The 13,039-nt window shown below is 58.3% G+C and carries 9 protein-coding genes; 5 read left to right on the forward strand and 4 right to left on the reverse strand.

The window, feature by feature from the left end:
* Positions 1–32: 32 nt before the first annotated feature.
* A complete protein-coding gene (mdlC, locus tag AC0KUR_RS05500) occupies positions 33–1,622 on the reverse strand; it encodes a benzoylformate decarboxylase (RefSeq protein ID WP_473375505.1) in 1,590 nt (529 codons plus the stop codon).
* A gap of 309 nt (positions 1,623–1,931) precedes the next feature.
* On the opposite strand from mdlC, the gene AC0KUR_RS05505 reads away from it, so the two are divergent.
* The gene (locus AC0KUR_RS05505; protein WP_034189481.1) at positions 1,932–2,843 is read left to right on the forward strand and encodes a LysR family transcriptional regulator; all 912 of its coding nucleotides are present in this window, start codon (positions 1,932–1,934) and stop codon (positions 2,841–2,843) included.
* 254 nt (positions 2,844–3,097) lie between these two features.
* Here the strand turns inward: AC0KUR_RS05505 and AC0KUR_RS05510 are convergent.
* Together AC0KUR_RS05510 and AC0KUR_RS05515 are read right to left on the reverse strand one after the other, a co-directional pair.
* Positions 3,098–4,091, reverse strand: a protein-coding gene (locus tag AC0KUR_RS05510; protein ID WP_473375506.1) for an IS5 family transposase whose coding sequence is annotated in 2 segments (ribosomal slippage) — positions 3,098–3,913 and positions 3,915–4,091 — 993 coding nt in all. Because the reading frame shifts where the segments join, the coding sequence is not laid out codon by codon here.
* Positions 4,092–4,201: 110 nt separating this feature from the next.
* The gene (locus tag AC0KUR_RS05515; protein WP_473375507.1) at positions 4,202–4,438 is read right to left on the reverse strand and encodes a hypothetical protein; all 237 of its coding nucleotides are present in this window, start codon (positions 4,436–4,438) and stop codon (positions 4,202–4,204) included.
* Between the two features lie 276 nt (positions 4,439–4,714).
* Between AC0KUR_RS05515 and AC0KUR_RS05520 the strand changes: the two genes are divergently transcribed.
* Both AC0KUR_RS05520 and AC0KUR_RS05525 read left to right on the forward strand, forming a co-directional pair.
* A complete protein-coding gene (locus AC0KUR_RS05520; RefSeq protein WP_473375508.1) occupies positions 4,715–7,246 on the forward strand; it encodes an ATP-binding protein in 2,532 nt (843 codons plus the stop codon).
* Positions 7,247–7,418: 172 nt separating this feature from the next.
* Entirely contained in the window at positions 7,419–7,739 is a 321-nt protein-coding gene (locus tag AC0KUR_RS05525) for a DEAD/DEAH box helicase family protein (RefSeq protein ID WP_154233771.1), read from the forward strand.
* Between the two features lie 930 nt (positions 7,740–8,669).
* Here the strand turns inward: AC0KUR_RS05525 and AC0KUR_RS05530 are convergent.
* The gene (locus AC0KUR_RS05530) at positions 8,670–9,215 is read right to left on the reverse strand and encodes a hypothetical protein (RefSeq protein ID WP_154233770.1); all 546 of its coding nucleotides are present in this window, start codon (positions 9,213–9,215) and stop codon (positions 8,670–8,672) included.
* A 337-nt stretch (positions 9,216–9,552) separates the two neighbouring features.
* On the opposite strand from AC0KUR_RS05530, the gene AC0KUR_RS05535 reads away from it, so the two are divergent.
* Entirely contained in the window at positions 9,553–11,004 is a 1,452-nt protein-coding gene (locus tag AC0KUR_RS05535; protein WP_245169482.1) for a hypothetical protein, read from the forward strand.
* A 177-nt stretch (positions 11,005–11,181) separates the two neighbouring features.
* On the forward strand, positions 11,182–12,843 hold the full coding sequence (locus AC0KUR_RS05540; RefSeq protein WP_195761857.1) for a patatin-like phospholipase family protein: 1,662 nt from the start codon (positions 11,182–11,184) through the stop codon (positions 12,841–12,843).
* Positions 12,844–13,039 lie beyond the last annotated feature (196 nt).

The raw sequence follows: 13,039 nt of genomic DNA on the forward strand, positions 1-13,039 counted from the left end.
ACATGCCGGCCTGCCGAACCGCCGATTCACGGTCAGGCCACGACGATTTCCACAAGGCGCGTTTCACCCGACGACAACGCGTCTTCCAGCGCGGACTTGAGCAACCGTGCGTCGCTCACTCGAACCCCTTTGCACCCCATGCTGTTGGCGAGAGAAACGAAATCCAGCCCCGGGAGATCGGTGCCCTGCACCGGATCCGACGCGGAAAAGCCAAATACGGGCGCGAATTCCTGCAAGGCGGCGTAGCGGCAATTATTCAGGATAACGAATGTGATCGGGAGAGCGAGTTGGACCGCGCTGTAGATCGCTTGCGGTGAATACATCGCCGAGCCGTCGCCGATGAGGCCGATCACGCGGCTGCCCGGTTTGCCCAAAGCCACGCCCACCGCGGCGGGCATGCCGTAGCCCAGACCGCCGCTTGCCATCGTGTAGAACGTCTGACCGCGCGTGAACGGCAGATACCGTTGCATGACGGGGCGCGAACTCGGCGCCTCCTCGACCACGATATCGGCTGCATGGCGGACCTCGGACAGCGTCTGCAACGCATAGGCGACCGACATGACCGCCGTGGGCTCGGCGCGCTCGACGGCCTCGCGAGGCGCCGGTAGCGGCCGACCCCGCGGCGCCGGACGGGCGAGCAGGTCCGCCAGCCCCAGGCGAATGTTCGCCACCACCGACGTGCCGGCCGGCGTCCACGCCGCGGTGGCCGGATCGTCGATGAGCTGGTACAACGCCGCACCGTCAGGCACATGCGGCCCACTGCCTTCGACGTGATACGCGAACGCCGGCGCCCCGACGACGAAGATCAGGTCATGCCCGTGCAGAATCCGGACGATTTTTTCGCGCATCGCCGGAAGGAATCCGGCGAAGAGCCGATGATCTTCAGGGAAGCTGCAGCGCGACGACATCGGCGCGACGTAAACCCGCGCGTTGTGGCGCTCGGCGATCTGGATAACCTCGCTCCAGGCATCGGCGCGATCGAGTTCCGCGCCGACGACGATGGCCGGCCGCTGGCAGTGATCCAGCGCGTCGCCGATCTCCGCGATCCGTTCCGGATCGGGGCGGGCCCGAGTGCTGACCCGTGTCGCCTCGACGAAGTCGGCCGGCTGATCCCAGTCGTCGACCGGAATGGAAACGAACACGGGGCCACGCGGCTCCTGCATCGCCACGTGGTACGCACGGGCGAGCGCCAGCGGCACATCCGCGGCACGAGCCGGTTCGATGCTCCATTTCACGTAGGGGCGCGGCAACTCGGTTGCTTGCGATGCCGACAGAAACGGATCGAACGGCAGGATCGAGCGGGCCTGCTGGCCGGCAGTCACGATCAGCGGCGTGCGGTTCTTGAACGCCGTGAAGATGTTGCCCATCGCGTTGCCGACACCGGCCGCCGAATGCAGGTTGACCAGCGCGGCGTTGCCGGTCGCCTGCGCATACCCGTCCGCCATGCCGACAACGACCGCTTCCTGCAAGCCCAGCACGTACCGGAAATCCTCCGGGAAGTCGCGGAACATCGGTAGCTCGGTCGAGCCGGGATTGGCAAACACGGACGTCATGCCGAGGCGCCGCATCAAGTCCACGACGGCGTCGCGAACGGTCGGCTGCCCACTTGTGTTTCGTTGCATCTCGAATCCTCTGCGGTTCGCCCTTCGGGCTGGCGGTGATGGGATGAGCCGCAGTATGGGATTCGATACCTTGTTTGAAAATTGCCAAGAATGCTCAAAGTCATTACATTCATGCATGACATCGCCGAGTGGCATGGCGGGTCCATTCAGGCCGGAAGCCTTACCGGACGGGGCTGAGCGCCGCCAGCACCGGTTTTCCGGCAGCCGCCGCGAGCGTACGCGGCGGTTCCTTTCAGGGAAGACACCTAGCGCCATCCGACTCGGGATCTTGTTCTCCCCCTTTATTCCCTTTCAATCAGGTTCGCCGCGATGAGTTTCAATCTGCAGCAGTTGACGATGTTCACGACGATCGTGTCCGCCGGTAGCCTGGGACGAGCCGCGACGCTGCTCGACATGACCCAGCCCGCGCTGAGCAGATCGATCAAGCGGCTCGAGGAATCGGTCGGGGCGCCGCTGTTCGAGCGCCACACGAAAGGGATGCAGCTGACCGCGCTGGGCGAGGCGTTGATGCCGCATGCCATGTTGCTGCAAAGGGAAGCCGAACAGGCGCGCGAGGAACTGGACGCGATGCGCGGCCTCGCGAAAGGCGTCATCAAGGTGGGCGCGGTGGGCAGCATCGCGAGCCTCGTGCTGCCGATGGCCATCGCGTGCGTGCTCGATAAATGGCCCAACCTGCGCGTCGAGGTGATTGAAGGCGTGTGGGACCGTCTCGTCGAGGGTTTGCTCGCTTACGAGATCGACCTGGCGCTCTGCACCTCGGGGATCGAAACCGACGAGGTCGCTGCGCTCACCGATTGTTCATGGACCGACCGGAGTTTCGTGGTCGCGGCGACCGATCATCCGTTGCGCTCGACGCGCGGCCTTCGGCTCGAGGACACGCTGACACAACGGTGGGCCATCACGCCCAAGGGAACCGGACCTTATGCCCACATGCAAGAAACCTTCGAAGCCCGAGGCCTCCCGATGCCGGCCATTGCCGTCGAGACCCGTTCGGTCACCGTGCTCAAAAGCCTGGTAGCACGATGCGGCTTCGTCTCATGGATGGCCGAGCCGATGTACGACACCGAAAGCAAGGCCGGCGTCATTGACGCGCTGGACATCGAAGGCCTGGATGCGCAACGCACGTTGACCGCGTTTCGGCGCCGGCGCGGCACGCTACCCACACCCGCGGTCAAGCTGCTGGACGAATTGCGTCAACTGACCGGATCGTTGCGCAAGTGAGCAGGCGGCCGGCGAGAGGCTTCGGCGTTCCGCCCCCTTCCGGCCGTAATCCTTTTGTACGCCGATACCTATTGTAGATGCACATAAATGTCCGTACCTGAATTGCCAGCCAATACAGAGGGCAGCAATTCCCTAAGGAAACACTGATCAATGAGCCTATCGCAGCCGGATCGGCACATACGGCGCGCAATTTTTAAACTGGAAGGCCGCCGCAGTGAATTTGGGGCATCTGCGCGACCACGTCCCAGCATTTTTCACACACCAGACGGACTGCTCCCATGGCATGGCCACAGCCGCTTTCGTGCCATCACCAAGTTCGCCAGTGCAAACAGGCTGAACAGTTGCGCCGTGTTCCGGGCCAGCCCCCTGTAGCGCACCTTGCGATGTCCGAACAGATTCTTGACGACATGGAACGCATGCTCAACCCGCGCGCGAATCTGCGCCTTGGTCCGCTCGGCCGCAATCACCAGATCCTTGAGCATGCCCTGGGGCATCGCCTTGATCTTGCTGCGCCTGAGCGCCACGTGCCACTTCAGTGCCCGCCCCTTCATCTCCTCGCGCTTGTCCACGCCGGTGTAGCCTGCATCGCCGAACGCTTCACGCTCGTGGCCGTGCAGCAGCGCGTGTGCCTGCGATACATCCGACTCATTGGCGGCCGGGGTGATCACGCTATGCACCAGCCCCGCGTCAGCGTCCATCCCGATGTGAGCCTTCATGCCGAAATGCCACTCGTTGCCCTTCTTCGTCTGGTGCATCTCGGGATCCCGGCTCTTTTCGGCATTCTTCGTCGACGGCGGGGCCTCGAAGATCGTCGCATCCACCAGCGTGCCTTCCTTCATCATCAGCCCGCGCTCGCACAACTCAATGCCGATCTCATCGAACAGCTTTCGCGTCAGTTCGTGCTCCACCAGCAGGCGCCGGAACTTCAGCAGCGTGGTAGCGTCCGGCACGCCCTCGCGCGCCAGGTCGATGCCCGCGAAGGCGCGCATCGCGATGCTGTCGTACAGAGCATCCTCAAGCCCTTCGTCAGACAGGCTGTACCACTGCTGAAGAAAGTAGATCCGCAGCATGCTGCTCAAGACCGATCGGCGGCCGACCCCGTTCACCTTTCGGGTAGTACGGCTCAATCACCGACAGCAGGCGCCGCCACGGCACCACCTTCTCCATTTCCGCAAGGAAGCGCTGTCGCCGGGTCACTCGCTTCTTGCCCAGGTTTTCCGCTTCTGCAAAACCAATCTGCCGTTTCATCGTCGTGGGACCGTTCCGTGAGCTTCTTTCTACAACGCCCTCGGCTTCGTCAGCGATGATCGCCAAGCCGAATTGATCAGTGTTTCCCTAATGATGTCCGTTCGCGTCGATCAAATTAAACTTGTCACCGTTTGCGAAGCAAAGTTGTCACTTCGCCGGTTGACGTTGACCAGAAGATGCGAAACACTCGAAAATTCATGAGGTTGTGCGTTGCGAATTAAAGTTGTCACTGGCCGCGATCTCGCGAAGACCAGCGTCAACTCCCCAATGGCGCCGGCAGTCGCGGTCACCGGTTCGGCGGAACCCAAGTTTGAACGAGCAATCGTGGTGTCATGATAAGGTTCCATCTCGTTATCATGCCATTCTGCGATGTCTGCATGTAACCCCGCGCGACATCGAGTGGCCGTTGCGGAGCCGGGGGGCAAAGGCACTTCGCGACCCGGAACAGCCAATGGATCTCGTACCCTTTCAACGGCTGCTTCCGACGTTCAACGGTCATCCACGCTTGTTGCGTCGGCCAACCCCGCATTGCCACAGCGGCCGATCTCGCCTGCACTAGTCCGGCTTATACTTACCGTGCAACATAAGTCAACTGAAGTTCTGCCGATACATTCGGGGGAAAAATGGCGACAGGCATCGATCAGATGTTTCAGGACTTTATCGCGCTAGAACCGGAGGTAACTGCAGCCCTCAATGAGGCTCCCAATGAGAGCGATACGCGGTTAAAAGCCCTTGATCGGATTTTGTTTGAGATTTTGGGGTGGCGGCATGAATCCGTTTTCACCGAACCAGTAACCTCTTCTGGATATATCGATTATCTGCTAACAGTCGGCGAACGACGAGGGGCTATAGTAATTGAGGCTAAGCGGTCGGGTCTACTCAAGGCGAGTACGACCGCAAATAAGGCCACGATCTTGTCCCTTAATGGTCCGGTCTTGCAACCGTTGAAAGAGGGAATTCACCAAGCACTAGCGTATGCGACCGAGCAAGGTACGCCAGTGGCGGTGCTCACTGACGGTCGTTGTTGGTTGTTTTTCAAAGCCTCAAGAACAGATGGCCTTCCTCCCCTGCAGGGGAAAGGAATTTTCTTCCCTACAATGGACTCCGTTAGGGATGACTTTTCGCGGTTTGCGGAATTACTTGCACTTCCATACGTACTTGAGCGACGCCATTTAGCGCACCTTAATTCAGCCGAAGGAGTGTCAATCGGCGAGGCGGAAGAACAATATTTCGTTGCAAATCCCGCTGACGCACACATGAAGCCACGCGACGCCCTCGCAACCGATGCATCTTTACTTTTCTCTCAGTTTTTCTCCCGTCTATCAAATACCGAAGACAAAGAGATGGTGCGTGCATGCTTTGTCGAAACACCGGAAAGTCGACGCGCCGATTTCGAACTCCAAAAGATCGTTCAAAACGTACTGAACGGTATAGCCTCGCTCGACACCGCCGAAAGCTCTGCTCTTCAGGCAGAAATCGAGAAAACGTTAACCTCTCAAAGGTCGGAAACGGTTCTCCTTGTTGGCAATAAAGGCTCTGGAAAATCAACTTTTATAGATCGATTTTTTGGAGAAATATTGTCGCTCAGCGTAAGACAACAATGTTCAATTGCAAGAGTCAATCTAGATGAATATTCTGGCGATCCTTCAGGTATAGTCGAATGGTCAATTCGCCAACTTCGAGGGTTGTTGGAAGTTCAGATCTGTACTAATCAACCGCCCAGTTACGACGATCTCCAAGGTATTTTTTGGGGGGAATACGTTCGTTGGAAGGAAGGCCCCAAAAAACCACTGTACGAAACCAACAAAGACCAGTTCAAAATTGCTTTCGGAGACCATATGGAGGTTAGAAGGGAGAGCCAACCGGAAGAATATGTTCGCCTCTTACTGAAGCGCTCTGCCATAGGGCTGAAGCGCTTGCCATGTATTGTCTTCGATAACACCGATCAATTCTCGCCTGATATCCAAGACAAAATTTATCAGCTTGCGCATTCGCTCGAGAGCGCGTCTGCGGTTTTCATCATTGTTCCGATAACAGATCGCACTGTTTGGAGGCTAAGCAAGGCTGGCGCACTTCAAAGCTATGCAGCCAAAAGCTTCTATCTTCCAGTTCCCGAGGCTAAGGAAATACTGTCGCGGCGAGTGCGCTTTGTAAAGGAAAAAATCAGTCTGGAGAAAGACAATAATTCTTCTTATTTTTCAAGAAAGGGATTTTCAGTAAGTATCGATGACCTATCGATGTTCGCGGACGCAATCGAGCGAATATTTGTTGATAGCGACTACGTCTCCGGCCTCATCGGGCGACTTGCAAATTTCGACATTCGGCGCATGTTGCGGCTAGCCGAAAGAATTTTTGTTTCTCCGGAAATCAAGATCGACGACATAGTCAAGTCTCACTATGGCGGGCCGTCTGTTTCTTCTGATAAGTATCGAACTCACCGAGCACTTATAAAGGGGGAATATGATCGCTTTTCCGAGCTGGAAAATGAGTACGTTTGCAACCTATTTTATACAGATCCACGTAAGCCGACATCTCCTTTGCTTGCCCTCTATGTACTCTGGATATTACGTCAGCGTTCCGCAAATGTTCGGTTAGATCAAGCAGAAGCGCGACATTGGCTGATATCGGAATTGTGTGATTTCTTTGAGGCCTGCGGAGTCTCCATTGAATCCGTTTTGGCAGTCGTGACTCGCCTCTTTGACCGGAGATTGTTGGAAACACTAGACCCAAATGTGGCAAAACCGACCCTTTCGGATCGAATTGCAATAAAGGAAAGTGGTATTGCGCATATCGAGCTACTGGGCAACTCTTCGGTTTACATGGAGCAAATGGCATTAACGACCGGAATTAATAGTCGCCTGATACGTGATGAGCTGAAGCAAAAGTCATATGGCTCGAATAGCCAGAGCTTTATAGATATGCGTGACGCTTTTATCGCGTATTTGCTTAAAATTGACTCGACTCGGGTTTCCATCCCACAAACAAATCAGTACAGGCAGTTGAACGAAGTTAGGGCATTTGTCAGGGACATCAGGGCGCTTGATAGACCGGGACCACGCCAAGAAACCACTATTCAGAATCGGAGGGGTGCTGGCATACGTGCGAGGCAGTTTGGTGTCACACGCAAGAACCTTCGAGGTGGCAAATCACGCTAGGGAGAAGTCCGTTCGCTGACGACAACTGCCATTCGACTGACGCCGTCAGAGCGTTAGCGAACGTCAGCTCTTGGCCGGCCTCGTCCTTACGAAGAAGGTTCGAGGCAATCACTTCGACGGATCAAGACCCTTAGCCTTGACGCACCGGTGCGTCGACGATGATTTCGTGCGAGTGCAAGACACCATCCTCGATTCGCTGGCACCGTCCTGGAGTCGCCCGCCGTCTGTGGTCCAATGGATCGATCGGCGACTCCAGGACCGAGTAGTGCGCGCCGATACCGGGTCGGGCAGTGCACTCCGGAATCTCAAGAAGGTGTCGCACGGAAAAGCGGTGCGCGAATTGGTTGAGCGCGCGGCAAAAGCCAATGGGCTAGACGCGCAGACAATGGCCGCGATGAAAAAGTCCGCAGGCGATTTGTACACGGTGCGCTCCAACCTGTCTCACGCCGGCAATACCGATGTACCTGATGTAGGAGTTCACAATCAATGCTAGCCGCGCCCAAAGGAGTGCTAGCAATGTTCACTAATACTACTAGCGTAGTGTTTTGCTCAGCCTAAGCGGTGGGCATCGATAACGTGATATCGCCCGCAGCGCGGCGTCGAAATTCGGAGCTCTGGCGAAAATCGATTGCGGAACAGTCTCGAGCAGGCTGTGGTGCACCCGGCAGTAGTCGGCTGACGGATCGAGCCACTCCCTCTTCCACCGTGATGCAGTCTGCCCCCGGTCGCCCTACCCGGCTGCCTTGGCTCTAATGTGCTGGCGACCGGATCTGCGAGGAAACGTCAACGCAGGCGATATACGGTGGTGCAGTGAACGCCTAATAGCTGTGCTGCTCGTTCTGCCAGCTGTCGAGAAAGCACGCCGTTACCAAGCGGTCGAAGCACGGACGCAATCTTCGCTGCTCGAGCGGCCCGCTCTTCGATCGAAGCCATATGGATTCCTATCAATCCACGCGACACGTGCGCTATCAGTATTAAAGAACACGTGCAACGTGCTAGCAACGTTAGTGAACATTGGCCAAGTTTCTATTGCAGAAACGCAACGTCTAAGCAGCCGCCAGAAAGCTTCAAAAAGTCCCTGTTCGCCGAGGCTTCTTTGAGAATTTCCGCTAGCAACGTTTCTGAACACGGCTAGCGCAAATAATGAACACCTACAATTGTTGCGGCTTCGAATACCGCCATAGGGGTCCCTTGTCAGAACTATTCAATCGGAGTGCACGTCACGCCGGCGCCGGCGGGTTGGGCGCACCCGCCCGCTCCCGGCCGCCAGTCTCTAACGTCGCAGCGTGTATTCGAGGTCGTCCACGTCGAGCATCAGCACCATTGCGGCGGCGGTGCCGACCTTGCAGCCGAAGATTCGAGATTTCATCGCGCATCCCTGTCGGCCGCGGGGCCGGTGTGGTGAGAATGGGGCCGGTCACGGTCAGTCCTTGAGCTGCTTGGTGAGGGTGTCAAGCACCGCGAGCGCGAAGCTCGGCGCGTCGCGCTCGGCGATTTCCCGCGTGACGAATAGCACGGAGCGGTAGCCTAGGTAGGTCAGGCGCCACCGGTCGCCGGCTTCACGCTGCAGCAACGCCGGCTGACCGGCAAACCGACGGGTATAACGCTCGGTGTTGCCTAGCGCGTGGGGCGCCAACACCCATTCGGGCAGCTCGTTGACCAGCTCTGTCAGCTCGGCCGTGGGCTCGACCTGGGTCGGGTCCACCCCGTCGTCGCGATAGTCGGGCAGGAATCGAGCACGAAACGCTTCCGCAAAAGCCTTCGTCTGCGGATCGCCGCGCCACGCACGATAGGCATGCTCGCGCATGGCCGGCTGGTGGCTGGCGTAGACCGTCCGCAGAAGGCTCTTGGCCTTCTCCGCCGCTGCCTCGTCCAGGTGGATGTTGCACAGCAAGCTCCTCAGCTCAAAAACTTCGTCGCCCGGGTTATGGCGGTTCCGCTCGATCGAATTGTTGTAGTGGCTGCTCAAGTGGTGCTCCTCGCGGCTCATGGGCCGGTGTGGTTGGATACGAAAAAGGTAACGTGCCGCACGGTCGCAGCACCGCGTCGGTTGCCCGCGCCTACGGCTCGATCGCGACCAACGCCCTATCCGGCCGCGTCGGTTAAGGGTCTGACGAAAGTGTCACCGAGAAACGCAAATCTGGCAAAAATCGCCCTTCTGATAATCGAACATTATCGAACTGGGCATTTTCGTGCCCGACAAATGATGCGGCCTTTGAAGTCGGCCAGCACGCCTCCACGGGTCGGTGCCGGTGAATGGCCCCGGCTCACCCACCATACCCACCGACCCGCTCAACCGATCTAGAATGGAAAACTTCATATGTTTGCCAACTCTTGTCATGCGCCTGATCAATCGAAAGAAGCCAGAAGCGGTGGTCCGCGAATTGAGTGCCGACGAAGCCGAGTCGGTGCGCCGCTTTTGCGGCGCCGGTGAGAAAACTGAAGCTCACGACGCCGGCGTCATTGCGGGAATCCTCGCCGAGATGCGCGATGGTCGGGATGTTCAGTATTGGCTCGAATGCGACTGTCGCGGCACCGAGATTAAGGGCAGCCAGCAGCCGAGATTAACGGCTCGGGCACGCGAACAGGGACCGGTGCATTTCATGCGTCTGAATGGATACGGGCCCCATACATGCGCGCTGCAGTCCTTTCGTACCGATCCGGACGTGGAAGTTGACGAGGACGAAGCGCCGGAGCCAGGCAAACACCACCCGCTGCGTCCGGTCGAGGATACCCTCGACTATCTCGACGACGAACACGAGCCGCGTGGTGGCAGGAACCCTTCCGATGGACAACACGGCGCCGGGGGAGCCGCCCGTGGCCGGCGATTAGCGAAACTCGGGCGCGTCCTTTACACGATGCTCCATCATGCGGGCATCAACACGGTGCTCTCCGGGGCGACGTGGTTATCAGGTGACCAGTCGTGGTGGGCACGCGTCAACGCGTTTGCCAAGGCCGAGGAAATGAGCGAGTCGCTGTCCCTGAGCGATGTGCTATTCACAGAGCCGTGGACTAGGCTTCCGGCCAAAATGAATGAGATCGATGCACTTCCCTGGCCCGCTGGCAAAAAGCGCACCGCCTTCATGCTGTTCGTGGCTGACGAAATCGATGATGGAACTGCGGTCAAGCATACGCGATTCAAACCTGCAAGGGTGACACCACAGCAGCCATTGCGCATTGGCGGCAGGGACCAGCGCCACAGTCCCCCCCCGTACTGGGTGCTCGCGGTCGTCGACCGCGCCCGGGATGGGACTGCCCGCGTGCGGGAAGCGTTCGCACAGCACGCGTACAGCAAAGACGAACCGGTGCCGCTCGACAGTCACTACGAGCGGCGTACGCTAGTACAACTGCTCAAAGTGATCGAATGGGTTCGTAGAAAGGGCGTAACAGTCACGCTGACAAAGCCATTGTTCGACAGTGAGGTGACACTCGAGTCGGGTGAGACGGCCAATTGCCGGGCCGACTTCGAACTGGAGTTTCATGAGGTGACGCAGCAAGCGCATGAAGCGCAGCGCCACCGAATTTTGATCGAAACCATGGGATCGGACTCGGAAAGCTATCTGCTTCAGAAGGCCGGAACTCACGAGATCATGCGGCGGCGCGGTGCGTTACTTGAGCACGTCGTGCGCAATGATGGTGATCAGGACGAACGAGATGACGCGTTTTGCAAACGCGTCTACGGACGCATTCTCGGGCTGGCTGGCGTCCCGCGTCAGGGGAGCGAAATGAAGACACAGGTAGCCGACGCAGACGACTGAGTCACCTGCGAAGAGCTGGGGCATCGCGCCCGAATGGACTCGATCAGGATTTCATCCTGGCGCCTCCACCACTGCGGTGCGCGTGGAAAGCTACAATCGCGTGTTGCACACCACCTATTTGGCAAACAACCTCGCCCGGCGAAACACCCCGAGAACCAAGGTCATACTCAATTTTTGATGGATATGTCTAACGCAGAGGAACGACAGCGCGTCTACTTGGCTTTCCAAGGGGGCGGGGCAAAAGGAATTGCCCATGTCGGCGGTTTGGCCGCAGTCAACGAACTGTCGCTCGAAATTGCGGGCGTCGCTGGGACTTCCGCCGGTGCTATCGTGGCGGCACTCATTGCCGCCAAATACCCAGCGCGGGATATTTTCGACGGATTGAATCGCACGCATCTCCTTCAACGCGTCGCCGAAGGCAAGTATAGGCGGCCGATTGATCTATTCACGTCGGCGGGTTGGGGCGAGATTTCCAAACTGATCCGGACGAAATTCCGGATCATGGAGCTCGCGGCCACGCTGGACAAACAACCGAAATGGCGACGATGGGCAATCTGCGTGACAGGTCTGGCGGTCGCCGCGAGTGCGATTTGGATGGCGCCGCCGACATCTCTGTTCGCGTTGATCGTCGCTGTTTGTTATATCGGGCGTCGCCTGCACCGAATCTACAAGGGTCTCGCGCCGCTAACCGAGGTGAGGACGGTCATCGATGCCGCCCTATCCGAAACCCTTGGCGCCGGCAAGATAAACGTCACGTTCGCCGATCTCGACGCATCGGGTGGTCTGCCGCTCAAGTTGGTTGCCACTAACCTGACCGACCAGACGCTCGAGTTGTTTTCGCTCGAAACGACGCCGGACGTCGCGATCGCCGACGCGGTGGCTGCGTCGATTCGGCTACCGTTCATTTTCGAGCAGTGGACGGTGCCTATCAAACGGGTCCACGAAAATGCCTCGGCAAACCGCTCGTTTCTGGATGGCGGATTGGTGTCGAATCTGCCGGTCTGGTCGTTCGACGAGGAGCGAGGCCTCGATCCATCCGCAGTGACGATCGCTTTTGGCCTGAAGCCTTCCCAGCAAAGCAATCCCGAACCCAAACATTGGGTGCTGGCCGCGATTGACGCGGTCGTGGCCGGCCCGCCTCAGATACACATGCGCGGCATCGATAGGCTCGTTTACGTCCCGCTTGATTGTTCGCTTGACATCCTCGCGTTCGATGCCAGCTTCGACGACTACCGTGCCGAGGTCATGCGGGCGCAGCAAAAAACGCGGCTCATCCTCGATCGCGAGCTGACGGAAATCCCTGCACTGGTCAGTCAGGCTCTGGAGCAAATGCGAACGTCGATCTGGAACGATCTCCACACGATGAACGGCTGGGGAGAGCCCGGCAACGGGACCTGGCCGCGGATCGCGCTCGCCGTACAGCGACCTGGCGACCGCTTGTCGATGACTGTCGTGTATCAGGTGGGCCACCGACCGACGACAAATCGGCTCAGGATCGCACTCGATCATCCGACGGTCGGCGCTGCGTGGAGCCAGCGTATCTCCGATGAACCTTTTCTGGACGTATACCTCAAATATCGGGGTTTTGGCGAAACCGACGACCTTTTTGGGGACAGTCAGTGGCGTGCCGCCGTTCCAGTGTCAGTGATTGATCCGAAAGCGGACGAACAAGCGAGCGCGGCTCAGGCGGTCGTCGCGATCATCGATTCGCCCCATGCGATCGACATGAACGATGTGGATCTGAATGCGTTTGCTGCGAATATTCGCCAGCTTGCGCTAGAATTCTTTAAAACTGCCGACTTCGGCAGGCTCGCACGAAGGAGCGTGTCATGGCTGTAAAGATACATGGTCTGGACGGTCGAGTCCGAGACGTAACGATTCGTCGCCGGTTGCCAACACCGACCCCGACACTTGTCACAGGGAGCGTCCGGCAGTCGGCAACCGGCGAAGCCGTAAATCGGCTCAAGAACGCGCTGGATCGTTCGGATGCAGCCACCCGAAGCTATCGGAAAGAGAAGAACGCCAAGGGTTGAGA

This window comes from Burkholderia sp. YHN3-13 (genome assembly GCF_055810675.1).

What these genes read in the sequence shown, in the direction of transcription:
- mdlC (WP_473375505.1), bottom strand. Translation starts at nt 1,622, where the DNA reads ATGCAACGAAACACAAGTGGGCAGCCGACCGTTCGCGACGCCGTCGTG.
- AC0KUR_RS05505 (WP_034189481.1), top strand. Translation starts at nt 1,932, where the DNA reads ATGAGTTTCAATCTGCAGCAGTTGACGATGTTCACGACGATCGTGTCC.
- AC0KUR_RS05515 (WP_473375507.1), bottom strand. Translation starts at nt 4,438, where the DNA reads ATGGAACCTTATCATGACACCACGATTGCTCGTTCAAACTTGGGTTCC.
- AC0KUR_RS05520 (WP_473375508.1), top strand. Translation starts at nt 4,715, where the DNA reads ATGGCGACAGGCATCGATCAGATGTTTCAGGACTTTATCGCGCTAGAA.
- AC0KUR_RS05535 (WP_245169482.1), top strand. Translation starts at nt 9,553, where the DNA reads ATGGAAAACTTCATATGTTTGCCAACTCTTGTCATGCGCCTGATCAAT.
- AC0KUR_RS05540 (WP_195761857.1), top strand. Translation starts at nt 11,182, where the DNA reads ATGGATATGTCTAACGCAGAGGAACGACAGCGCGTCTACTTGGCTTTC.